The following is a 22,940-nucleotide window of genomic DNA, read 5'->3' as shown; positions in this document are numbered from 1 at the left end:
TTAAACTCGTGTTTCAACTTTGATATTTTTTTCTTCAAAGCGAGGCAAAACTTGTTTAGAAAAACGTTCCATCGCTGCCATTGTTTCTGAATGAGACAGTCCGCCAAAATCAAAATAAATGATGACTTCTTCAATCCCTGTTTCTTCAATTTCTTTCAATTTTGCCGTAACATAGTCAGCATCTCCAACAATAATGCTGTTTTCGCTCAAATCCTCTATTTGCATCTTTTTAAGCTTTTCAACGATATCAACAAAATAACGAATATGCGGTGGAGCTGTTTTGGGATCTCCAGGAAATGCAGGAACAAGGCCTCTAAAATATTTAAGCATCCGCTCTTTCGTTCTTTGAACCTCTTCTTCCGAATCCGTTACATTCAAGAAAAATGAACATTTTGCTTGTTTCTCTTTAAAACCGTGCTTTTCCGATTCTTCTTTAAATTTAGCAACGGCATTGGTAACGCTTCCAAAAACCATCGATGCAGCAAAAGGTGCAAAAATAACATGTTCACCCATTTCCGCAGCTTTTAAAACAGATGGCTCACTGAAAGCGGCTACATAAATTGGCGGGTGAGGGTTCTGGACAGGGGTCGGTGTCAACTCGATTTCAGGGAATTTATAGAATTGTCCATCATAAGAAATTGAAGGCTGTGTCCATGCTTTCTTAATAATGTCTAACTGTTCAAAAAAGATTTCTCTGCTATTGTTGAAATCTACCTGGAACACATCGTACTCCCGTTTGTCGTACCCTCTTCCCGCTGAGAAAATGGCTCTTCCGTCACTTAATAAATCAAGCAATGCGTATTCCTCTGCCATGCGGATTGGATGACTGGCTGGAAGTAACACGGTCGCTGGAGCCAGCTGGACTTTACTCGTTCTCGCTGCAACATGGGCCAAAAAAACAGAAGGAGATGGTAATACTCCAAGTGCGCTGAAATGATGTTCTGGTACCCATACAGAATTAAAGCCTAATTCTTCCGCATACACACACTGCTCAACAAGGTCTTTAATCATTTGATTAGAATCTTTCCGCTCATCCCCATAAATGCTTGGATTGTCCGTCAATGTAAAATAGCCAAATTTCATCTTTACTTCCCCCTTTTGTTAAACTATGATTAACCTTGTTAACCATAAGTTGTTAATCAGAGTATAATTGACGGGTAAAATAAATGTCAACTGCTTTTTTGAGTTTTCTGTCAATTCCCTTGTGTTAAAATGGTAACCAAGCATTACAGGATGAAATGAGGGTTCGTGTATGGGTGTAAAAGATGAAGAAAAAAAAGGAATTCAATCAATCGAATCCGGTTTTTCGATTGTAAAGGCTGTTTCGTTAGCGGATGAACCTTTAACGATTACTGAACTATCTAAATTATGCGATATGCCAAAAAGTCAAATATATCGCTATTTAATCAGCTTGTGCCGGATCGGGTTTCTTGAAAAGGGGCCAGATTTGCGTTATTCGTTAGGCAATGAATTAACTTCTATTGGATTGCATGCAATGAAAAAAGTAGATATTCGAGTAAAAGCTCTTCCCTATATAAAAAAGCTGAATGAATTATTAGACGAAACTGTTGCACTTGCGATCTGGATTGAAAAAGAGGGACCAATTTTTATCACCTGGGAAGAGAGCCGAAAACCGATCAACATAAACGTCCGCATCGGCTCTGTTGTCCCTTTGGCAACGAGTGCAACAGGAAATGTGTTTGCCGCTTTTTATCCTCCTGAAAAAACAAAAGAGTTAATTGATCGTGAACTCCGGAATAATCATATGGAGCGATCAGCATTGGATTCGCTGCTTTCTACAGTTAAAAAGGATCAATATGCTTACACGGAATCTCACTTGCCAGGCATCACCGCCATTTCTGCTCCCGTTTTTGATCAAAAGAAAGACCTTGTTGCAGCTCTTAGTATTATTGGATTATCCGGCGTTTTAGATAGCTCAAAAAATTCAATCGCCACAACACAACTTTTGAAAACGGCAGAAGAGCTGTCTTCTAAGCTGGGTTATCTTTATCTATAAAATTACTTATGGGCAAAATAAAAAGGGGCTGTCTTTTAGACACCCCTCTCTTTATTTTGATGGCCGGATTTTCTGATTTTAAGCCGGATTTCTTACCCTTTAGGCCGGATTCCCGTGAATTCGGCCTAAAGGTTGTATATTCCGGCCCTGATTGAAATAATTCGGCCAAAAAAGGACAGAATCCGGACTTCCACCCTTACATTTTTTCTAAAAACAATTCATATAGTTTCTTTACAACCTCACCCGGCTTGCCATTTCCTATTTTTTGTCCGTCCACTTCGACAACCGGCAAAATCTCCTGTGTCGTGCTTGTTAGAAAAGCCTCATCGGCCGCTAGCAATTCATCCGAAGTAAAAGCCTGCTCACGAAAAGGGATATCCAGCTCTAGCGCCATTTCTTTCACTGCAATGCGAGTGATCCCGTGCAAAATGTGATTAGTTGCCGGAGCGGTTAAAATTTCTCCATTTTTTACAATGAAAAAGTTCGAACTTGAGCCTTCCGTAATATACCCATCGCGGATCAGGACTGCTTCAAGAGCGCCCGATTCAAACGCTTCCTGTTTCGCTAAAATATTCGGCAGCAAATTCAGCGACTTAATCCAGCAGTTTTGCCAGCGTTCATCCGGCAGCAATTTTATTTTCGCCCCGCTCTCGCGTACTTCTTCATTTACATGCTTAGAAGGTTTTACGGTCATTGAAATAGATGCCGGTACATTCGGAAATAAATGATTGCGCGGCGCGATACCGCGTGTTGCCTGCATATAAACGTCACAGTCCTGCAATCCGCTCCGCTCAATTAAATCATCGACAATCGCCATAATTTCTTCGCTGCTTTTTCCGACATTCAGCTTTATTGCTTCAGCACTTTTAAAAAATCGTTCCATATGTTCAGGCATCATAAACACCCGCCCATTATAAACGCGGATCACCTCGTAAACACCGTCGCCAAACTGGTGGCCGCGTTCATCAATTGGCAGCACCGGATCGTTTGAACTGATAATTTTCCCATTCAAATATGCAATTGCCATGCTCAGAAGCCTCTTTTCATTTGTTTTTTCCATTATACTTTCTTTTTCGAAAAACTCATACAGTACCAGCTTCCTTCACGTACAACCGTCTTTACCGCCTTCAGTTTCAATCCTGCTGCTTTGGCATCTTGAACGAGCTCCTTACGTTTCGGAAGAGGATATAAATTATCGTGTGCTTCCATAAAGGAATTAAATGCCGCAGAAAAACGGCGGCCGCCTTTTTCCAAGTAAAGCGGTGTAATCACAACAGCCGTGCCTTTTGGACTGAGCAGCTGAGCCACACGTGCAAATAAATCAGCACGGGTATCCGGCGAGTAATAATGTAGAAGGTTATTCATCATAACGATATCAAATAAACCGTCTGGAACATCCCATTTGTTAATATCCGCGTAATAAAATCTCACTTTCTGATCAAGCCCATACTTTTTTGCCTTTTCTCGTGCAATATCAATAACATCTTTGCTAATATCGACTCCTGCATATGTTCCGCGATTCATCTTTCGGGCCAATTTCATCAAATAACCGCCTGTGCCGCATCCAATATCAAGTACCCATTCCGGTTTTCGCAGCTGCAATTCTTTTACAACATGAGGAAACGCCCTTTTTTCAATAAGCGCGGATGTGGCCGCCACCGTTTTCCCAAAATGATCACCATTAAAGCTGCTTTTCCTTTTTGTTTTGATCATGTCTGGATAATTCATAAGAACGGGCATGTGCATCTCAAACATTTCTTTCAATAATTCACCGATCGCATCCTCACTTTTTTGCGTAAAAAAACGCATCATTTGCTTTGATGGGATGAGTTGTTCACCATTTTTTTTCAAATGATCTAAAACAACACCAGTATCCGCCCATGACCGCAGTAAATTGTCTTCATATCCATATTCAGAGATGACCTGATCTATACTCATGCCCCTGGACAGTTTTTCAAATAAATCAAGCCGATAGCCGACATACGCATGCCAAGTTGGCAAAAAGGGTTCGTTTCGTTTCATCCAGTTTCGGGCTTCCCACATTTTCCGGTATTCAGCAATCACTTATTTTCCTCCTCAGACCATTCATCCTCTTACGTATTTCTATGTATGTTGATCACGATTTTTATAACCATATTCCCGAACAGACCGGTGTGAAAACACAAACAACCGGGAAAAGAAATAAGTAAAAGGAGCTGATTGAACGTGATGCCGAAAATTATTAATGTGCGCAATGTAACGGTCGTTGGTTTTGAATTGAGCGGGACTCAGGAAGAAATAGCCGAGATGCGGCCGGAATGGACGGCGCGTTTTTTGGAGAAAGCAAGCCAGATTCCTGGTCAGACAGATAGTCATCTGCTTGATATTTGTTTAAAACGGGCCGGCCAGCTTTACACACATTGTATCGGAATGGAAGTCACTCAAATTGATATCATTCCCACAGGCATGACAAGTTTGACTGTTCCAGCCGGATCATATGTACTTCTTGAGTTTTTCGGCAGCGAACAGGAAATACCGTTCGCTTTTCGGACCATTTTGCAATGGGCGCGGGACCACAAAGTCAGGCTCGACAAAAACGAGTTCCGAATCACTGTCACGCTTGAAGAAAAATACCGTCATCTCTACTGGCGTCTTGCAGATAAGCAGAGCGAAGCAGCAGAAGAAGCAGTATAATATTCACATATGAATCTAGTGTTTTTTTCTTATTTTAATCTTGACTATATGCAATTTATTTCTATATTGTTAATATATGTATCAGTAGGAATAAATTTTAAAAAAAAGAGGTGCAAGAATGGAGAAGAAATGGAAAGGCTTATTTGCAATACTTTTATCCGCTATCCTCTTGATCCCCATTGCTGACCAGGCTTCAGCATCAGAGCTTCAGGGCACATCTTCAGGAACAGCGGTTCAAGCCACTGATGCAACAATAAGTGCCGCCGCCAAAAAGTTTCGTGATGTACCATCGAACTTCTGGGCAAAAGAAGAAATTGATTACTTGGTGCAAAGTGGTATTATCAGTGGATATAAAAATGGACATTTTGGCGTTAAAGACGCTGTAAAGCGCGAACATGCCGCAATTATTTTAGCAAAAGCGCTCGACATTCAAAATGAATCGGCACCGAATCCAGGATTCCGCGACATTCCGACGTCTCATCCTGCTTATAAGTCCATAGCCGTTTTAACAAAATACGGTGTTTTCAGTAAAGCAAAGTACTTTAATCCATCCGCTAAATTGAAGCGCTCGCAAATGGCAAAAATTATAGCAGAAAGTTTTGGACTTGAGCCTACGTACATCGTTACATTTAAAGATGTGAAACGGACTGACTGGTTTTATGACTATGTATCTACTCTTGGCAGCGCAGGCATTGCAGGCGGCAGCAACGGCTACTTTAAGCCAAACAGCGTAATAAACCGTACTGAGTTTTCCGTCTTTGTTGCACGTGCACTCGAAGCAAAATTCCGGACCGGCGTTCAAGTAGACATTAAAGGTGCCTCATACGAGTCAGACGGCCGTATTAAAATGACGCTGACCGTCTACAATAATTCACAAAATAAAGTGTTTAACATTAAAGGCGAGTATACGCTATATGCGGGCAACACCGTTGTTGCTGACATGCCTTCTCCACGGTTAATGCAAGGTGTTGTCATCAATCCAAACCAGCAAAAAACAGTTACAGTGTACTTTGCACGGACCGAAGTGAAGCAGCGTCCTGCTCTGCAAAATCTAACACTTGACTATGAACATGCATGGAGCTACTATAAATAATTCGAAATCCCGCCGGTTAATGGCGGGATTTTTTGTTTCATATCAAATGCAAAAACACCCCCATCAAACTAGGTGATATTACACCCGATTGAAGTCGATTTGTAGCGCATGGGCAACTTGTTATGCCTGCTGCAATCTTGTTGCCGTAGACCCACCCGAATAGCTGCTGTTATGATGGTTATAATATTTTTTACTGGAGGAAACCATCACGTGGAAAATGCTTATGATGATATTAAAAAAGGAGAACGGGGCGCCTGGATCAGCATCATCGCCTACCTGTTTCTCTCTACAATTAAACTAACCGTCGGCTGGATCGGGGCTTCGGCAGCATTAAAAGCAGACGGGCTAAACAATTCAACCGACATTATCGCTTCCATCGCAATATTAATCGGTTTAAAAATTGCCCGTAAGCCGCCGGACGAAAATCACCGTTACGGTCATTTTCGTGCTGAAACCGTCGCGTCGCTCATTGCCGCTTTCATCATGGCATCCGTTGCCATCCAGGTCCTCATTTCAGCCGGAACGTCATTTTTTCAAGCCAATCATGAAACGCCGGATATGATCACCGCGTGGACGGCCATTTTCTCTGCAGCGATTATGTACGGTGTGTATATGTACAATTCAAGGCTGGCAAAAAAAATCAACAGCCAGTCCATCATGGCGGCAGCGCAGGACAACCGTGCGGATGCGCTCGTAAGTATCGGGGCATTTATCGGTATTATCGGTTCAAGACTGGGCGTTGAGTGGCTTGACACCTTAACCGCTTTTGCTGTCGGACTGATCATTTTCAAAACAGCCTGGGGGATTTTCTCGGAAGCGTCACTCTCACTGACAGATGCGTTTGACTTGAATAAAATCCGAGATATACAGTACTCTGTTGAAAAAGTACCCGGTGTTCGCGGCGTGCCCAGTATTAAAGCGCGATCGCACGGCAATGTCACATTCGTCGATGTCGTTATTTTAGTCGATCCGGATCTCAACGTCGTCGAAAGTCATGATATTACAGAATATGTTGAAGAAGCTCTATTGCAGGAACACAACATACGCGCCACCCATATTCATATTGAACCGAACGGCCGCTAGTCAGCGAGCCGTTTTGTATTTCCCGGCGATAAAGAACCGCCTATTTGTTTAATCTGCCCGTTGTTTGATAACATAGAGAAAAGCAGCATTTCACAATAGATGAAAAGGAGATTTACATGGCACAGAAAATCATTTTTTTCGATATAGACGGTACCCTTTATGATCACGATAAAAAACTGCCGGCTTCTACAAAACAAGCCATCCGCGACCTTCAGGAAATTGGCCATGAAGTTGCAATTGCAACAGGCCGCGCGCCGTTCATGTTTGCAGACTTGCGCAAAGAACTTGATATTGAGACATTTGTCAGCTACAACGGACAATACGTTGTTTTTAAAGGAAAACCTCTTTACAAAAACCCGCTCAACAAGGAAGCCTTATTGAAGTTGACCGAGGTTGCAGTGGGACGCAATCACCCAATTGTGTACATGGATCATGAAGACATGAAAGTGAACACGCCAGATCACGAAGACGTGACGGCCGGTATCGATTCTTTAAAAATTAATCATTTCCCTGCTCACGATCCGAATTATCATGAAGGACGGGAACTGTATCAATCGCTGTTATTCTGTAAAGATCCTGAAGATAAATTGTACGAAGAGCAATTCCCCGAATTTGATTTCGTCCGCTGGCATCCGGTTTCCTGTGATATCGTTCCAGCTGGAGGCACCAAAGCCAAAGGCATCCAAAAAATCATCGGCCAGCTCGGGATTGCTCCTGAAGATATTTACGCATTTGGCGACGGCTTGAATGACGTTGAAATGCTGAAAACAGTCGTCAACAGTGTCGCAATGGGAGACGGCCATGAGGACGCAAAAAATGCCGCAAAACACATTACGACCAACGTAGATGAAGACGGTATCTTAAACGGTCTAAAAATGGTCGGACTGCTCGACTAAACAAAAAAAGAACGGCCACTCAGTTAGTGGGCCGTTTTTTTGTTTTTTGGCGACGGAAGAAAAAAATTAATTATAATTCCAGCTGTTTTATTATTTTAGCTGGATTACCTCCAACAACGACATGATCAGGTACATCTTTTGTGACAACAGCACCAGATGCTATGACGACATTATCACCAATTTGAATACCCGGGTTAATAATAGCCCCTCCACCGATCCATACATTGTTACCGATCGTGACTGGTTTTCCGTATTCCGCCCCCGAAATTCGTTCATATGGATCGAGAGAGTGTGCGGCAGTATATATATGTACACCCGGTGCCATGAAGCAGTTGTCCCCGATTCGCACTTCACATACATCTAGAATAATACAGTCAAAGTTCGCATAAAAATTTTCTCCAGCATGAATATTGTAACCATAATCACAGCGGAAAGTCGGTTCAATATATATATTTTCGCCAGTTGAGCCGAAAAGTTCTTTTAAAAGAACAGTCCGTTTCGTGTTTTCTGTTTCTAACGTTTGATTATATAGCCTGGTGAGTTTTCGTGCATTTACACGGTCATTCATCAACTCAGGATCTGCTGCATGATAGAGTTCACCATTCACCATTTTTTCTTTTTCCGTCCTCATCATGATCTCTCCCTTTATCAGTGCTATGATCACTTTCAAGAGAAACGTAACGGCCTTTCCCCGATCCAATGTCAAGAGAAGGCCGCTGCTTATCATTTTTTGTAACGGGTGCTGCCCTGTTCCAGACTTTTATCAGTTGTTCAAGATAAGCATTAGCCGCTTCTTTCGTGCTTCCTGCTCTTCTGCTGAAGAAAGATCATATTTTTTCAGTAAATGAAACAGCTCGTTTAACATATCCTGCGTATGGTCCTGCTGCAGATATTGCTGGAGTTTTTCGTATAAATCTGCCGGCAGAAACGCCTGCTGGCTTTCAAGCTTTTTCACAACATCTTCATTTGAATGATCGAGTTTGCATTCACTCATGTACATCTTCCCCTTTTCTTTTAGTTTATTCGTTTATTATAGCTGAAAAATCAGGAATCGTTCATTTTCATTCCGTTCATACAGCCCTTCGATCCGGATTTCGTCCACTAATTCAAACACAGTCTGATTCTGCAAAAAATACATATACTCCTCTGACGGATAATATAAAATAAGCGTTACTTGCCGTGATGATTGCTCAACAGATAAAAGAATCCGCTGAATAACACTCATGAAGATCTGCACTGAAAAAGGATTGAAAAAGTAAAAAACATTGTCATGCGGCTGCACCTCGTAGTCCTGCGCCAGCACACGCTGAAAATCGACCGTTCCTCTTTTCCGTTTCATTTTTCTTAAATAACCCGCTTTGTTTTGGAGCGAGTCTTCATAAAAAGCAGGATTCATTTCAATTCCCACAACAGACGCCTGAAAACGGCAGTGCACATAAAAAGCAACCCGGCCCTTCCCGCATCCGACATCGACAAATCCATCTTCCGCCGCCAATTCACAGCGGGAAAATAACTGCTCCAGCCCCTTATACGGTGTTGGCTCATAGCGGTGATAATGAGATAGAGAAGGGAAACCGTACTGATCGCCCGTTGTTTGAATCGACATTAATTGATCATACTCGTAGTCATTCATTGTTTTTCTCCTCACGCCATGTTTAATACAAATTGGTTAAAACATTGGGCATCATTTTCCTGTATTCTTTAATTAAATAGTATTTCCACAAAAATGCTATCCTTTTCTCATATATAAAAATGCCGTGTATTCAACAGGCAGCTTCTCTTGCTTATATCCCTTATACCCTAACTTTTCATACAATGAAATGTTTTTCTCACTTTTACTTCCCGTAAAAAGCTATAGGATACACCCGGAAAGCGGCTCTCGATTTCTTGCATTAATCGTCTCCCAATCCTTTGTTTTGATAAGCGGGCTGCACCATCAACTTTCCGATATAGCAGATTCCCTCTTTCTCATATGCTCTGACCGACCCGATGATCTTCCCTCTTCCACTCAGCACAAGATGCTTTCAAAAGACTCCTTTTTTTCAAGCGTCTGCGTTAACGGATGGATCGTGTAGTCATTGTATATCTCCGCTTCCGACATGTAAGCGAGTTTTGTCAATGCTAGAATCTCTTCTGCATCCTGATTGGAAGCCTGTTTGATTGGATACAATTGGATCCCCCCCTCTCTATTTCATCTTACTCTAATATTTCAAACTAAAAAACTGCTCTGTTAATGATTATTTCACTTTACCCAAAGTACAACAAACACATAGCAGATAAGTCCTGTATATGTATGTTAATTCAAAAAATCATGGTAAAATTTTTATTAATATTAGAAAAAATAAAGGGGGGGTTATTTTGGAGAAAGGATGGAAAGAGGAACTTTACCAACAAGATAAATTATATCCAAAAAATCAGCTTATACAGCGTTTGACACCGAAAGAATATAGTGAAGCACTCATCTTAAAAACAATTCGTTCCTTAGAAGGAAGATTTAAAGAACTTGCAGAATCCGAAAAATATGATGAAATGATTTTATTAAACAAAGAGGTAGAATCTGTTATCTCAAAGGAATTTTCCACTTTTAAATTACCACTTTCTTATATTACGTACAACAGTGAAGATACGGTACCTCTCCTGGAACAGGAACTGTTTTTAAGTCGTGCAGACGTGTTAACAAATGAGAAAAAGTCCGTTAAAAACTTTTTTAAAACACTCAAGTTTGAGATGCGCACGGCGGATCGTGTCGAATTTATGGTGAGCTTTACAAGAATGTCTGGCGTTCAGCTACTCACAAAACCACTTCAAGAATTGCAAAAACGTGGTGTTCCTGTTCGTATTATTACATCGACTTATTTAGGAATCACAGAACCGAAAGCCCTGCAGCATTTGCTTCAATTTTCTAACGTTGAAGTTAAGATAATTCATACACAAAAAGAATCATTCCATACAAAAGCTTACTTATTTGGTCGGGATTCAGGTTTAAATTCTGTTCTAATCGGATCATCAAATTTATCACATTCAGCCCTTATTAATGGTCGCGAACTAAACATTCGATTACCGGATACAAATCACATACCAGCTTATGAGAAAACCACGGCATTATTCCAATCTATTTGGGAAAGTGATGAAGCAATCCAACTGACAGAAGATTTTATCGATACATACAGTTCATGGTTCAAGGATCAAAAACAAAAGGGTATGGTTGCTGAACCTACTATAGCAACAGAAGAAAAAACAGAATTTCAACCCAATGCTATGCAACAAGAAGCTTTAAAGAACCTAAAAAACACACGGAATCTAGGAAATAATAAAGGAGTGATCATTGCTGCAACAGGAACCGGTAAAACATATTTAGCTGCATTTGATGTTCATCAAGTTCAACCAAAAAGACTTTTATTCATTGCACACCGTGAAGAGTTGCTTGATAATGCGATTCAAACCTTTGAATTTGTCTTTAATTCAACTGACTTGTGCGGCAAGTTGACCGGAACAAAAAAAGAATGGAATTCACAATTCGTTTTCAGTACGATTCAAACACTATCAAAAGATTCAACATTACAACAGTTCTCTCCGGCTGATTTTGATTACATCATTATCGATGAATTTCATCACGCAGAAGCAACCACGTATAAAAAAGTACTCGACTATTTTGAGCCTAAGTTTTTACTAGGATTAACGGCAACGCCAGAAAGAATGGATGGTCGTAATGTTCTCTCACTATGTGACCATAATATTGTCTATGAAGTTCGGCTGCGTCAAGCACTAGAACAGCAGCTACTCGTTCCATTTCATTATTTTGGCATAGCTGATGAAACCATCGATTATTCGACAATTAAAACAAGTAACGGATTTTTTGTAGAAGATTCGCTTGCAGAGGCACTAAATAATGAGGAACGCGTCGACTTTATTATCAACATGATGGATATGTACGGCTATCATGGTACCCAATTAGTTTGTCTCGGTTTCTGCGCGAATGTAAAACACGCAAAGTTTATGAGTGAATCATTTAATAGAAAAGGATTACACACTGTTTATTTAACGGGAAAAGATTCAGTTGAGGAAAGACAGAAAATGATTGCTCGACTCGAAAACCCAGCCGATGAATTACAAATCATTTTTACAGTAAATATTTTTAACGAAGGGATCGATATCCCAAAAGTAAATATGATGTTATTTTTACGCCCGACCGAATCATCAACTGTTTTTATTCAGCAGATTGGTCGTGGTTTACGTAAATATAAAGGAAAAGAATTTGTCACCATATTAGACTTTATTGGTAACTATCAAAAATCTTTTATGATTCCACTTGCCCTCGCTGGTCAAACGAATCACCAAGCATTCGATCGGGATGCATTACGTTTAGAAGTACGGCACGAATTCAGCGATTTCCCGGGCGGATCGTACATTGATCTTGATCCTGTTTCTCAAAAAGAGCTACTTGATAAAATTGAGTCAATTCGAATGGACACATTGGCAATGTTAAAAGCACTTTATCAACAATTCAAAAATGAACTTGGCCGCTCCCCAGAATTAATGGACTTTTTATATTCAGAAAACGCACCAAGTTTGAAATTCTTTTTGAATAAATATAAGACTTGGCTGGAAACGAAAAAGAAAATGAATGACCTGTCTGTGTTAGAAGCAACCTGGCTGGAAGATCTTCCATTAATGCAATTAATGAAAGACCTAGAACAAAAGCTACCTCTCAAATGGCCTTATGAATTTTTAATACTAAAAGTTGCTTTTGAACAAGGGACAGCCTCTGTTCAAAATGTATTTTCTTTAGCTGAAAAAAGTTTTTCCAAATCTATTTCGTCTGCGCATAAAAGCTTAGTATTACGCTCGATGGAAAGAATAAAATGCGGAATTGTTGAAGGTGATACATTTATTTTAAATGATGAGATTCGCTCTCTATTTACTGACGAAGAAAAATATAATTATGCCCTGGAAAGAATCGATTACGGATTAATTGAATTCCGTCGCACTTTCCAATCCTCCTCGTTTTTTGATAATGAAAATAAGCTTGTTTTATATGAAAACTATACAAGAAATGACTTAATAGTGTTGTTTGAAGCCACCCAACCAGAAGGATCATGGCGTGAAGGTGTACAACGGGTCAACAATCATTACTTGTTATTCGTTAACCTAAACAAAGCAGAATCCGTTGAAGATCATTTACTTTATAAAGATTATTTTATTGACCCGTCAACCTTCCATTGGCAAAGTCAAAACCAAACATCACATGAATCAAAACGCGGACAGGATTTTCAACTTCATCAAGAACAGGATATTCATATTCATTTATTCATTCGAAAATTTGATCAACTACACGGTGTAACTTTACCATTTATGTATTTAGGCGAAGCTAATTTTGTCTCCAGTAATGGTGACAAACCAATGAGCATTGTTTGGTCTCTCCACAATCCTCTTCCAGAAGATTTATTTATGGACTTCATCCGCTAATAATAGCTTATCAATCGTCGGAATATCCGCGGGTGCCCATTCAAGCTTGTTCAGTTCAGCTAAAGGCACCCAACGTAGTTCGGCATGTTCTTCGGCAGTTGGTGTACCTTCTGTAATACAGCATTTGTATGTCAGCAAATTCACAATGATCGCTTCATATTCATGAACAACCTCTTTAATCTTTTCTCCCACCTCTACTATGCAGGATAGTTCCTCTGCGATTTCTCTTTTCAAGCTTTGTTCCGGTGTTTCATTTTGTTCGATTTTCCCCCCAGGGAATTCCCATAGATTAGGAAGTGTCATATTAGGTGAGCGAAGGGCGCAAAGGATATGTCGCTCCTCATTTTCGATTACTGCGCCTACCACACGTACTGATTTTTTCATAGGGATCAACTCCTTTTTCTTAACTGTAGCATATTTTTAAAAGAATTAGCGAAATGTACTCGGGTCTCATATCAATCAACTTTTTTATCCTAGGCATTGTTCTTATAATGATCCTTACTCTCATATATTAATTATTACTCAAATTTCTCCACATAACTTGATTTTGAAAATCATTATCAATTAAAATAGATAAAAACGAGGTGAGGACATGCTGGAGGAGCTTTTGCCTTTTCACTTTACGGAAAATGAACCGGTGTCAGGAACTGTGCATGACTGGGTTCATCATATAGATACGTTAACAGCTTCAGCGGAAGCCCACCTGAAGCTTGCTTCTATTCCGGCAGCAGCTTCGATGTGGATGCGCCGCTACGGACTTTTTATTACTGGACATCTCTATATGTTCAGTAAATACAGACGTGTTTGGAACGGGACTCCTGCTCAAGTTGGAATTGTGATAAGATCCGGTGAATCGTGGCCGCTGTTCTTTCAGTTGAATCATGAAAAATGGGATCAATGTGATGATGATGGGGCGAGGCTGATTCTCGATCGCCTGGTGAACCCTGTCATTGAATTGCTCGCGAAAAATGCGAAGCTGCCACCGGTTATTTCCCGGGAAAATATCTTTGGTTACGCGCTTTGGATGTACGTGAATGTACTGGAGGATGCAGGTGATTTGCGGCTTCTTAGGGAGTATGAACGTTTTTTGCAGAAGAAAGGACCGGCGGAAGCCATGCAAAGTTACACCCGGATGACTTGCTGTTTATACAAAGAGGTCCCTGGGTGTGACAAGTGCCCCTATTGTCCAATGGTAAAGGAAAAAGCATGCGAGGATCTTCTAGGCGAAGTGAAAATCAATTGAGAATGTATAACCGTACCCGCCCTGGGTACGGTTAATTTTTTAAACAGCGTTGTTATTTCACAATCATGACGGGGCCATTCACCCGCTTCACCACTTTATGACTGACGCTGCCAAGCACCATTTCCTGCAAGGCATTCAGGCCGCGGCTGCCGACAATGACGAGATCAAATTTGTGCTCGTTTGCGTATTCAACAATGGCCGGTCCCGGTTCGCCGTGTAAAATATTTACGTTATACGTGAGGCCGTTCGATTTCAGTTCTTCTTCCACCGGCATAAGCTTTTTACGCCGCGCTAACTGCAATTCCTCTATTCCTTGTGAATGGAGGATTTCTCTTTTTGCTTTCGAAAAATCAGCGACGAATACAATGTTTACCTCACTGTTTTCAGATAAGGAAGCGATTTTTACTGCTTCTTTCGCGGCCCTCACTGAGTTTTCAGATCCATCTGCAGCGAGTAAAATCTTTTGGTACATTCTCTTTCCCCCCTTAACGTGTTTACCTTTTGCGTTGACTATCATGGATTGCCACCTGATAGTTGATAATTATTGTTTTCCCCATATTTCCATACAACATTCATGCAAGACATTTGTTTCCGTATCGATCGTCCTAGCTTATTCTCCACGTTGTAATCAAATGCCTTTATAAACCTTTCAACAGAAGCAAAACGGCCTAGTTGATATTTATTTTTTTAAGCGCTGCATCTTCCTGCTGATGGTCGACTGGTTTACTCCAAGTACGGATGCGATTTCCGAAGTGGATGCGTACTTTCGTTTCGCTAATTGCAACAGCTGGTTTTCGGCTTCTTCCACACATTCTTTCAGCGGGATAATGTTGTTTACAACAACACTTTTAGATTCCCGGCGTCCCGAAGGATAAAATAAGCCTTCCAATTCAGATTGACTGATCATCTCTTTTTCAGTTAAGACGACGAGCCGCTCGATAATATTTTGAAGTTCCCGAACATTCCCTGGCCATTCGTATTCTTGAAGAACATCCAGGGCTGAATTTGATATTTTGGCTGTACGCATATACTTTTGATTAAACACCTCGACGAAATGCAAGATGAGTGGCAAAACATCGTCTTTTCGATATCGAAGTGCAGGAATTTTGATCGGAATCACATTTAGCCGATAATAAAGATCTTCACGAAATGCTCCTTTCTTTACCTCCTCCAGCAAGTTGCGATTTGTCGCCGTGATGAGCCGAATATTGATGGCAATGGGCTTTGTTCCGCCTACACGGACAAGCTGCTGTTCTTGAATGACACGAAGCAGTTTTGTTTGGAGCGGGAGAGGCATTTCGCCGATTTCATCCAGAAATAACGTTCCTTCACTTGCCAGTTCAAATAATCCAAGCTTTTGTTTTACCGCTCCAGTAAACGCTCCTTTTTCATAACCAAACAGTTCAGATTCAAGCAGGTTCTCCGGAATCGCGCCACAATTGATGGTAATAAACGGTTTTTCAGATCGAGGGCTGGATTTATGAATGTAATTCGCAATGACTTCCTTACCAACACCGGTTTCTCCTAAAATTAAAACGGTTGAATCAACATCCGCTACCCGCTGAGCAAGGGAAATCACTTGATTCATTTCTTTGCTCCGGTAGACGAGCTGTGTTTCCGTTTCCGTGCGGCTCCGCAGGTCATTCAGTTCTTTTTTATACCCTTCTATTAATTGCTTCATCTCATTTAATTCCGATTGGAGCCGGCTCACTTCCGTAATATCACGCGATGCATTAACGACTCTAATAATCTCGCCATTTTCGTCTTTAATCGGCGTCCCAACAACCTTTAACCTTCTGCCTGTTTTCGTTGTTTGAATCAAGGAAACGGTTTCTTTTTTCTCTAATACAAGCCTCGTGACAGACGGTTTGTAAATACCGGCTTCTTCAAGTTCATATACGCTCTTGCCGACTAATTCCTTTTCTTCCTTCCCCCACAGTTCTTTACACGCTGAACTGACACGCAGCGTCACACCTTGATGGTCGGAAACATAAATGACGTCATAAGATGTATCGAAAATCGCTTTTAAATCAAGGTTTAAATTTTTATAAGAATCGAGTTCCTTTAAAAGGCCTTCATAATATTTCTCTTCTTCAAATAAAGCGGAAATGCCGCAAAGTTCACCTTTTGAGTAGAGGGGAGAATGATTGAAGATTACCTTTCGATCACCAATATGCACCTCACTGATCGATTCTTTTTCTTCAAAAAACAAGAGCGATTCCATTCCGGGCACTAACTTAAAAATCGATATATGCTGCTGGTCCGCTTCCAAATTAAGAAGAGCGGCTCCCTTTTTATTCACGAATTGAATCATGCCCTGAAGATCAATCATTAAAAACCCTGATGACAGCGAATGGAGGGCAAATTCCAATGATACATTTAAATCTTTAGCCAAGTGATCTCCTCTTTTCTTGTTTGCGTTTTTGCATAAACTCTATGCAATGCTGCATAAGTAGTCTACTATAAAAAGAGTAAAAAGTTCAAATTTTTTCATAAATCATATGTTTTACCCTTTTATCACCATCATCTTTAAACTTGGCACACTTTTTGCAATATGTTTTATGAGTGTTACGAAAACAAAACAAGGAGGAGTTGAAGATGATGCAGCATAACTATCGTTACAAAATTATGCTCATGATGGTTCTTATGGTTATTATCAACTATATCGACCGCGGGGCCATTTCATACGCTCAAAAAGACATTATCGAAGAGTTTGGATTCGATGCGATTGCGTGGGGTGCAGTACTCGGTTATTTCGGCTACGGTTATTTATTTGGCGCACTATTTGGCGGCATACTCGCTGACAAAAAGGGGCCAAAATTCGTTTGGATTATTATCGGTATTGGATGGTCCGTCTTCGTTATAGCCACAGCCTTTGCCGGGGAAATTGGAATGGCTTTATTCGGAGGATCTGCTTTAACAGGTTTCGCCTTTATTCGCATATTATTTGGATTTGCGGAAGGTCCTACGTTTTCAACGATCAACAAAACAAATGCAAACTGGGCAACACCAAAAGAACGTGGCTTTGCTGTTTCGTTAGGTCTTTTAGGAACGCCGCTCGGAGCATTATTGACAGCGCCGGTAGCAGTAGGTCTCTTATCTATTACAAGCTGGAAAGTGATGTTTATTCTGCTCGGAAGTCTGGGGATTATTTGGGTCATTGCCTGGTCAAAAATGTTTACAAACTTACCTGAAGAACACCCTAAAGTGTCAAAAGAAGAGCTTGAAAAAATTCGTTCAACGAAAGATTTACTGCCTGATGAGAAATTGGTTGGAGAACATGATGACAATATTAAATGGTTTCATTTCTTCCGTAATCCGACGCTCGTATTTAATGCTTTAGGCTATTTTGCTTTCCAGTATATTAACTTTTTATTGCTGACATGGACTCCGAAATATTTGCAGGACGAATTTGGATTTCAATTATCGGCTCTCTGGTATTTAGGAATGATTCCATGGATTGGCGCCTGCTTTACGGTATTATTGGGCGGAAAGATTTCAGATTATCTGCGGATGAAGACTGGCAGTTTACGCATCGCAAGATCTGGTCTTGCGGTTGTTTCCTTACTATGTACCGCAATCTGCTTTATTATGATACCGACGGCGGACACAATTGTGGGCGTCATGGTCTTAATGTGTATTGGAAACGCTTTTAACTCATTGCCAAACTCCGTTTATTGGTCCGTCATTATTGATACAGAACCGAGCCGTGCAGGTACGTATGGCGGTATTACTCACTTCATTACAAATACGGCAACCATTATTGCTCCTACACTAACGGGCTTCCTGGTCGTAAGTTATGGTTATCCTTCCATGTTTGTCGCAGCCGCAGTTGCTTCGGTTATCGGGATGACAGCCATGCTGTTTGTTAAACCAGGTCAGAGAAAACAGAAAAAAATTGCTGTCTGAACAGGAGATGAATAGCTGATGGATATATTAACCGCTTCAACATTAATAAAAAAAAGGGAGCTGTCCCCTGTTGATTTAGTTAAAAAATCGCTGGATGTGATCGCTGAGGAAAACCCTAAAATTAATGCACTTATTACCGTATCAGATAAAGCAATACAGTCTGCAAAAGAACTGGAAAGCGAATTAATGTCAGGAAACAACAGGGGTGCTCTTCACGGAATTCCAATCGCCGTAAAAGACTTAATCTTTACGAAAAAAATGAGAACAACGATGGGTTCAAAAGTGTATGAGAACTATCTTCCTGACATTGACGCAACTGTCGTTAAAAAACTGGAAGATGCTGGAGCTATCATCATTGGGAAAGCGAACACCCACGAATTTGCATACGGCCCAATAGGTGACCGCTCCTATTTTGGCGCATGCCGCAATCCACATAACCCGGATAAGATTTCAGGTGGTTCAAGCAGCGGTTCTGCCGCAGCAGTCGCCGCAGGAATGGTGAGCGGAACATTAGGAACGGATACTGGCGGTTCCATTCGAGTTCCTTCATCCGCCTGTGGTGTCGTCGGGATGAAGCCAACTTTTGGGTTAGTCAGCAAAAAAGGCGTATTTGATTTAGCGTATACGCTGGATCATATCGGTCCAATCACAACGAACATAAAAGATAATGCATTACTATTAAACATTCTTGCCGGTTTCGATCCAGAAGACCCTTATTCTATACGTTCGGAAAGAAAAGATTATAGTGCTTTGATTGGACAGGACATAAAAGGAAAAGTCATTGGTATTCCATCGTTTTACTTCCAGCAGGTTGATGAAGAAATACAGGCGGCTATTTCAAAATGTATTGCCTTATTCGAAAGGCTGCAAGTAGAGATTAAGAAAATTGATCTAAACTGTATGGACGAGATTGCTTGGGCTCAAGCGATAACCATTCAGTCTGAGGCTGCTGCCGTACATGTAAAGACCATGCAAAAATATAAGGATGATATTGACACAGAAGTATACGAAAGGTTAGCTGCCAGCCGCGAAGTAAAAGGGTATGAATATGTTGAATCACAAATGAAGCGAAGTCGGTTAATTGATGAATATAATCAATCGTTTCACGATGTGGATATTTTACTGGCTCCGACACTGCCGATGCTTCCAACCGATATTGGTCAGAGAGAAGTCCTAATAAACAATGAAAAAGAAGGTGTCCGGCATGCGCTGTTAAGATTAACATCTCCGACAAATTATACCGGAAACCCTTCATTGTCAATTCCTTGCGGCTGGTCGAAAAGCAATCTTCCCATCGGTGTACAGTTAATTTCAAAGCATGGAAATGAATCTGAACTATACCAATTTGGCTATGCTCTTGAACAAAGTCTTAAACCTTCTAGAAAATAAATAAAGTTAAAGACTGGCTGATTCACGCAGCCAGTCTTTCGTATGAAGATATAAGTGTAGTTATTTCCCGGGAAATGCTGAGGAACTAGCCCTGTTTTTTATACAGCACTGATTACACTTTTCTCGCACGGGCACGCTTCCGGATGATGTCTTCGAGCGCGCCCGATCCCATTAGAACACCCGGTACGATGAGAAAAAGGCCGAGCCAGTGGTAGTAATAAATCGGTTCATTTAATAATACAGCGGAACCGACAATCGAGAAGAACGTGTTTAAATTCAGAAAGATGGCTGATTCAGATGGGCCAATTTTCGTAATCGTGTTATTGTAGACTAAGTGTCCGATTGCCGTTGCACCGCATGCAGAAAGCAAAAATACGCCAAGTGCGGTGAGGCTGCCATTTTGCAGAGAAGCGAGTCCGTCCGGCTCCATCATTAAACTTGCCAGGAAAATACCAAGAGAGCCGAACAGCTGCATATACCCTGTTAAGAGCAGCGGGTCCATTTCGCGTGCAGCACGGCTGACGATAATAAAGCTGAACGCTTGCGTGGCAATAGAAATAAAAATATATAAATCACCAAGTGCCATTCCGCTGAGTCCACTCCCGCCACCGAGTACCGTGACAAGAACACCAGCCGTTCCAATGAAAAATCCAAAAATGCGCAAGAAAGAAATTCCGCTTTTAAGGAATAGAATCGACATAATAGCCGTTAAAATCGGACCGAGGCCGAGAATGATTCCGGTGTGAACCGCGCTTGTTCCCGCGGCGCCAAGACCGAGAAATAAATGATGAAAGAAGACGTTAAACAGGCCCCCGCCGAGTATATATTTCCAGTGCGTTTTTTTAGGAAGATGAACTTTGCCCATGAAGCCCAGAATCAAAAAAATAACAAGCGAGGCGGTAAAAATCCGAAGCGACGTAATCGTCACCGGTTCAAAAGTACTAACAAGAATTTTGATAAGGGGAACATTAAATCCCCAAATCATCATAGTGAAGACAAGTATGATATACGGTCGAAAATTTTGCAAAGTGTCCCTTCTTTCTTTTGTAAACAGTAAAGCCCTCGCACAGCTTCATTTCACTTTCCGGCCGGCACTTTTTTTCGTAAAATCACCTGATAAAATACATCGGATAAAACAAGACCAAGTGCAATAGAACCGGAGATCATAAATGCTTTGGCGGCCAGACTGACGGCGCTGCCGTAGTCATTTTGCACAAATGCACGCATTGCCCGGTAAGCAGTGCCTCCGGGAACAAGCGGAATGATTCCGGCAACGGTGAAGATGATGACCGGCGTTTTATACATTCGGGCATATAGATGACCAATTACTGCCACTGTAAAGGCTGCAGCTACTGTAGAAGGCAATGAATCCACGGCATTTTCAGATAAGAAAAAGTACACCATCCACCCTGCCATTCCGACGGTTCCGCATTTCACGAGCAAATTTTTTGGAACATTAAACATGATGCCGAAGCTGGCCGCTGCAACAAAGCTGAACAGCATATTATATAAAATCGTCACCGCCTTGCCTCCTTTATATAAACGTCATGACGACAGCAATTCCGCTTCCAATTGCCAGTGCCGTCAACAATGCCTCCGCCCCTTTAGCAAGACCCGAAATAAAATGACCTGCCATTAAATCACGCACCGCGTTTGTAATAAGAAGCCCTGGCACAAGAGGAATAAGCGATCCGACAATAATCCGGTCAAGATCTCCGCCTAATCCGATTCGATAGCAAAGGTACGACAGCGTTCCACCTGCCAGTGCTGCAAGAAATTCCGAGAAAAACATTGTCGGCACAACGTCCGACACTTTTAATGCGATAAAATAGGCAAGTCCGCCTGCCAGCATAGCCGGAATCACGTTATCCCAGCTCCCCTTTAACAGAATGACAAAGGAGCCGCTCGTCGACGCTGCCGCTGCGATTTGCATTAAAAAAGAAAAAAACATGGGTGCTTTTTGAATCGCCTTTAATTCACGATAGGCCTGTACAGTTGTCAACTCGCCTGCACTGATCCGCCGGGAAATCGCGTTAACTGCACTAACTTTATATAAATCTGTCGTCCGGCGCGAAATTCGTATCAGTTTGGTTTTCGTCGGCTCCTCCGTTTCAATTGAAAACATAATGCCTGTCGGCGTTACAAAGCTATGCGACTCCAAAATGCCATAGGATAGCGCGATCCGCACCATTGTATCTTCTACACGATATGTCTCCGCTCCATTCTCCAGCATGATTTTCCCCGCCAGCAAACTGACATCCATTATGTCATACTTTTCCTCGAGATTGGCATCCATTAAATCACTCCAATCTTTGTCAATTGCCCTCATTATAGCTTATCCCGCCGGCACCGTCATGCACATCCCTTGGAATAAGCGTAAAAAAAAGAGCAGCCGCATTGTACATCTTTTGCGGCTGCCCTCTATCATGCGGCGTTTCTATATTGTTTACTTTTAAAGAAGTAAAATGGTTTTCCAACCGGCAAAAACTCACGGCCAAAGTGCTTGTTTAACACGGATGCACCGGCACCGTACAAAGATACAAATGCGATTAATAATTCTGAGTAGGCTGCTAGCGTATGCATCGCATCCTCCATAATGCCAAACGAGCTTAATGTTAACCCGATAAATAGAAGATCAATTAAAACGAAGTCAATGAATAGCACCTTATTTGTTTCCATAGACCCAATGGTCATAAAAAGAGTGAAAATCAAATATCCTAAAAAGACCATTCCTAACTGTTTTGTATCGACGCTGTCACGTAGAATTTCACCGAATACACCCATTTGCATTAACCAGGATGTACTGACGGCAAGCCAGAATAGACCATACGCGCCAAACGCTGTTGCACCGAACGTGTTATTCAGTTTCGTATCTAGAATGGATGCATAAATCTGCGCTATACCGCCAAGAAAAATGGCCCACGGTATAACAAATGACAGCCCTTCAGTCCACCCGAGTTTTTGCGAGGATGCTACCAGTGTAACAATCGCCAGTCCAAATAATCCGATGGCTGAAGGATCAGCCGTTACAATTTTAACCTCTCTCGTCCCGTTCATTTTGTCTCCCATCCCTTGCTGTTCGTTTTGTATCATGCGAGTAGTTGTGAAATTCACATCTATATTTGAAACCGCATACATCCCCTTTTGTATGCATCCCTTATTTTTACCGAC

The 22,940-nt window shown here is 41.4% G+C and carries 24 protein-coding genes; 9 read left to right on the top strand and 15 right to left on the bottom strand.

Annotated elements, in window-relative coordinates; genetic code table 11:
- On the bottom strand, positions 1-1,083 hold the full coding sequence (locus BTO28_RS12465; protein ID WP_076766731.1) for an LLM class flavin-dependent oxidoreductase: 1,083 nt from the start codon (positions 1,081-1,083) through the stop codon (positions 1-3).
- Positions 1,084-1,252: 169 nt separating this feature from the next.
- Here BTO28_RS12465 and BTO28_RS12460 point away from each other — a divergent pair, with 169 nt between their 5' ends.
- The gene (locus BTO28_RS12460; RefSeq protein ID WP_076766729.1) at positions 1,253-2,017 is read left to right on the top strand and encodes an IclR family transcriptional regulator; all 765 of its coding nucleotides are present in this window, start codon (positions 1,253-1,255) and stop codon (positions 2,015-2,017) included.
- Positions 2,018-2,213: 196 nt separating this feature from the next.
- Here BTO28_RS12460 and dat read toward each other — a convergent pair whose 3' ends face one another.
- Together dat and BTO28_RS12450 are read right to left on the bottom strand one after the other, a co-directional pair.
- A complete protein-coding gene (dat, locus tag BTO28_RS12455) occupies positions 2,214-3,044 on the bottom strand; it encodes a D-amino-acid transaminase (protein ID WP_076766776.1) in 831 nt (276 codons plus the stop codon).
- A gap of 32 nt (positions 3,045-3,076) precedes the next feature.
- Positions 3,077-4,081: a class I SAM-dependent methyltransferase gene (locus BTO28_RS12450; RefSeq protein WP_083711557.1), complete on the bottom strand. Its 1,005-nt coding sequence runs from the start codon at positions 4,079-4,081 to the stop codon at positions 3,077-3,079.
- Between the two features lie 144 nt (positions 4,082-4,225).
- Here BTO28_RS12450 and BTO28_RS12445 point away from each other — a divergent pair, with 144 nt between their 5' ends.
- From BTO28_RS12445 to BTO28_RS12430, 4 genes are all read left to right on the top strand, one after another.
- The gene (locus BTO28_RS12445; RefSeq protein ID WP_233129878.1) at positions 4,226-4,690 is read left to right on the top strand and encodes a GyrI-like domain-containing protein; all 465 of its coding nucleotides are present in this window, start codon (positions 4,226-4,228) and stop codon (positions 4,688-4,690) included.
- 118 nt (positions 4,691-4,808) lie between these two features.
- Complete coding sequence (locus BTO28_RS12440) at positions 4,809-5,783, top strand: S-layer homology domain-containing protein (RefSeq protein ID WP_076766725.1); 975 nt, start codon at positions 4,809-4,811, stop codon at positions 5,781-5,783.
- A 210-nt stretch (positions 5,784-5,993) separates the two neighbouring features.
- Positions 5,994-6,866, top strand: a complete 873-nt coding sequence (locus BTO28_RS12435; protein ID WP_233129877.1) for a cation diffusion facilitator family transporter — start codon at positions 5,994-5,996, stop codon at positions 6,864-6,866.
- 116 nt (positions 6,867-6,982) lie between these two features.
- On the top strand, positions 6,983-7,762 hold the full coding sequence (locus BTO28_RS12430; protein ID WP_076766721.1) for a Cof-type HAD-IIB family hydrolase: 780 nt from the start codon (positions 6,983-6,985) through the stop codon (positions 7,760-7,762).
- 70 nt (positions 7,763-7,832) lie between these two features.
- On the opposite strand, the gene BTO28_RS12425 is transcribed toward BTO28_RS12430, so the two are convergent.
- From BTO28_RS12425 to BTO28_RS17300, 5 genes are all read right to left on the bottom strand, one after another.
- The gene (locus tag BTO28_RS12425) at positions 7,833-8,393 is read right to left on the bottom strand and encodes a maltose acetyltransferase domain-containing protein (RefSeq protein WP_076766719.1); all 561 of its coding nucleotides are present in this window, start codon (positions 8,391-8,393) and stop codon (positions 7,833-7,835) included.
- Between the two features lie 132 nt (positions 8,394-8,525).
- Positions 8,526-8,756: a group-specific protein gene (locus tag BTO28_RS12420; RefSeq protein ID WP_076766717.1), complete on the bottom strand. Its 231-nt coding sequence runs from the start codon at positions 8,754-8,756 to the stop codon at positions 8,526-8,528.
- A 36-nt stretch (positions 8,757-8,792) separates the two neighbouring features.
- The gene (locus tag BTO28_RS12415) at positions 8,793-9,395 is read right to left on the bottom strand and encodes a class I SAM-dependent methyltransferase (RefSeq protein WP_076766715.1); all 603 of its coding nucleotides are present in this window, start codon (positions 9,393-9,395) and stop codon (positions 8,793-8,795) included.
- 259 nt (positions 9,396-9,654) lie between these two features.
- The gene (locus BTO28_RS17915) at positions 9,655-9,777 is read right to left on the bottom strand and encodes a GNAT family N-acetyltransferase (RefSeq protein WP_198936769.1); all 123 of its coding nucleotides are present in this window, start codon (positions 9,775-9,777) and stop codon (positions 9,655-9,657) included.
- A complete protein-coding gene (locus BTO28_RS17300) occupies positions 9,771-9,932 on the bottom strand; it encodes a hypothetical protein (RefSeq protein ID WP_198936768.1) in 162 nt (53 codons plus the stop codon). Before BTO28_RS17300 ends, BTO28_RS17915 begins: the two co-directional genes overlap by 7 nt.
- A 188-nt stretch (positions 9,933-10,120) precedes the next feature.
- Here BTO28_RS17300 and BTO28_RS12405 point away from each other — a divergent pair, with 188 nt between their 5' ends.
- Complete coding sequence (locus tag BTO28_RS12405; protein ID WP_076766772.1) at positions 10,121-13,228, top strand: DUF3427 domain-containing protein; 3,108 nt, start codon at positions 10,121-10,123, stop codon at positions 13,226-13,228.
- Here the strand turns inward: BTO28_RS12405 and BTO28_RS12400 are convergent.
- The gene (locus BTO28_RS12400; protein ID WP_076766713.1) at positions 13,205-13,612 is read right to left on the bottom strand and encodes a (deoxy)nucleoside triphosphate pyrophosphohydrolase; all 408 of its coding nucleotides are present in this window, start codon (positions 13,610-13,612) and stop codon (positions 13,205-13,207) included. The genes BTO28_RS12405 and BTO28_RS12400 overlap by 24 nt on opposite strands.
- 208 nt (positions 13,613-13,820) lie before the next feature.
- Here BTO28_RS12400 and BTO28_RS12395 point away from each other — a divergent pair, with 208 nt between their 5' ends.
- A complete protein-coding gene (locus BTO28_RS12395; RefSeq protein WP_076766711.1) occupies positions 13,821-14,471 on the top strand; it encodes a hypothetical protein in 651 nt (216 codons plus the stop codon).
- Positions 14,472-14,523: 52 nt separating this feature from the next.
- Here BTO28_RS12395 and BTO28_RS12390 read toward each other — a convergent pair whose 3' ends face one another.
- On the bottom strand, positions 14,524-14,943 hold the full coding sequence (locus BTO28_RS12390) for a universal stress protein (RefSeq protein ID WP_076766709.1): 420 nt from the start codon (positions 14,941-14,943) through the stop codon (positions 14,524-14,526).
- Positions 14,944-15,150: 207 nt separating this feature from the next.
- Positions 15,151-16,866: a sigma 54-interacting transcriptional regulator gene (locus BTO28_RS12385; protein WP_233129876.1), complete on the bottom strand. Its 1,716-nt coding sequence runs from the start codon at positions 16,864-16,866 to the stop codon at positions 15,151-15,153.
- Positions 16,867-17,072: 206 nt separating this feature from the next.
- Here BTO28_RS12385 and BTO28_RS12380 point away from each other — a divergent pair, with 206 nt between their 5' ends.
- Together BTO28_RS12380 and BTO28_RS12375 are read left to right on the top strand one after the other, a co-directional pair.
- Positions 17,073-18,380: an MFS transporter gene (locus BTO28_RS12380; RefSeq protein WP_076766768.1), complete on the top strand. Its 1,308-nt coding sequence runs from the start codon at positions 17,073-17,075 to the stop codon at positions 18,378-18,380.
- Between the two features lie 18 nt (positions 18,381-18,398).
- On the top strand, positions 18,399-19,769 hold the full coding sequence (locus BTO28_RS12375) for an Asp-tRNA(Asn)/Glu-tRNA(Gln) amidotransferase GatCAB subunit A (RefSeq protein ID WP_076766707.1): 1,371 nt from the start codon (positions 18,399-18,401) through the stop codon (positions 19,767-19,769).
- Between the two features lie 112 nt (positions 19,770-19,881).
- On the opposite strand, the gene BTO28_RS12370 is transcribed toward BTO28_RS12375, so the two are convergent.
- The 4 genes from BTO28_RS12370 to BTO28_RS12355 all read right to left on the bottom strand — a co-directional run bounded on the left by BTO28_RS12370 (position 19,882) and on the right by BTO28_RS12355 (position 22,826).
- Positions 19,882-20,796: a DMT family transporter gene (locus BTO28_RS12370; protein WP_076766705.1), complete on the bottom strand. Its 915-nt coding sequence runs from the start codon at positions 20,794-20,796 to the stop codon at positions 19,882-19,884.
- A gap of 50 nt (positions 20,797-20,846) precedes the next feature.
- Complete coding sequence (locus BTO28_RS12365; protein WP_076766703.1) at positions 20,847-21,290, bottom strand: threonine/serine exporter family protein; 444 nt, start codon at positions 21,288-21,290, stop codon at positions 20,847-20,849.
- 13 nt (positions 21,291-21,303) lie between these two features.
- The gene (locus BTO28_RS12360) at positions 21,304-22,065 is read right to left on the bottom strand and encodes a threonine/serine exporter family protein (protein ID WP_076766701.1); all 762 of its coding nucleotides are present in this window, start codon (positions 22,063-22,065) and stop codon (positions 21,304-21,306) included.
- Between the two features lie 128 nt (positions 22,066-22,193).
- The gene (locus BTO28_RS12355) at positions 22,194-22,826 is read right to left on the bottom strand and encodes an acetate uptake transporter (RefSeq protein ID WP_076766767.1); all 633 of its coding nucleotides are present in this window, start codon (positions 22,824-22,826) and stop codon (positions 22,194-22,196) included.
- Between the last annotated feature and the right edge of the window lie 114 nt (positions 22,827-22,940).

Origin of the sequence: Domibacillus epiphyticus (genome assembly GCF_001975785.1) — a bacterium.
In the GTDB taxonomy this organism is placed as follows: domain Bacteria; phylum Bacillota; class Bacilli; order Bacillales; family Domibacillaceae; genus Domibacillus; species Domibacillus epiphyticus.
This window is presented reverse-complemented; position numbering and strand designations above follow the sequence as displayed.

Coding starts and splice junctions, on each gene's coding strand:
- BTO28_RS12465 (WP_076766731.1), bottom strand. CDS start 1,083: ATGAAATTTGGCTATTTTACATTGACGGACAATCCAAGCATTTATGGG.
- BTO28_RS12460 (WP_076766729.1), top strand. CDS start 1,253: ATGGGTGTAAAAGATGAAGAAAAAAAAGGAATTCAATCAATCGAATCC.
- dat (WP_076766776.1), bottom strand. CDS start 3,044: ATGGCAATTGCATATTTGAATGGGAAAATTATCAGTTCAAACGATCCG.
- BTO28_RS12445 (WP_233129878.1), top strand. CDS start 4,226: ATGCCGAAAATTATTAATGTGCGCAATGTAACGGTCGTTGGTTTTGAA.
- BTO28_RS12440 (WP_076766725.1), top strand. CDS start 4,809: ATGGAGAAGAAATGGAAAGGCTTATTTGCAATACTTTTATCCGCTATC.
- BTO28_RS12430 (WP_076766721.1), top strand. CDS start 6,983: ATGGCACAGAAAATCATTTTTTTCGATATAGACGGTACCCTTTATGAT.
- BTO28_RS12425 (WP_076766719.1), bottom strand. CDS start 8,393: ATGAGGACGGAAAAAGAAAAAATGGTGAATGGTGAACTCTATCATGCA.
- BTO28_RS12420 (WP_076766717.1), bottom strand. CDS start 8,756: ATGAGTGAATGCAAACTCGATCATTCAAATGAAGATGTTGTGAAAAAG.
- BTO28_RS12415 (WP_076766715.1), bottom strand. CDS start 9,395: ATGAATGACTACGAGTATGATCAATTAATGTCGATTCAAACAACGGGC.
- BTO28_RS12400 (WP_076766713.1), bottom strand. CDS start 13,612: ATGAAAAAATCAGTACGTGTGGTAGGCGCAGTAATCGAAAATGAGGAG.
- BTO28_RS12395 (WP_076766711.1), top strand. CDS start 13,821: ATGCTGGAGGAGCTTTTGCCTTTTCACTTTACGGAAAATGAACCGGTG.
- BTO28_RS12390 (WP_076766709.1), bottom strand. CDS start 14,943: ATGTACCAAAAGATTTTACTCGCTGCAGATGGATCTGAAAACTCAGTG.
- BTO28_RS12380 (WP_076766768.1), top strand. CDS start 17,073: ATGCAGCATAACTATCGTTACAAAATTATGCTCATGATGGTTCTTATG.
- BTO28_RS12375 (WP_076766707.1), top strand. CDS start 18,399: ATGGATATATTAACCGCTTCAACATTAATAAAAAAAAGGGAGCTGTCC.
- BTO28_RS12360 (WP_076766701.1), bottom strand. CDS start 22,065: ATGGATGCCAATCTCGAGGAAAAGTATGACATAATGGATGTCAGTTTG.
- BTO28_RS12355 (WP_076766767.1), bottom strand. CDS start 22,826: ATGAACGGGACGAGAGAGGTTAAAATTGTAACGGCTGATCCTTCAGCC.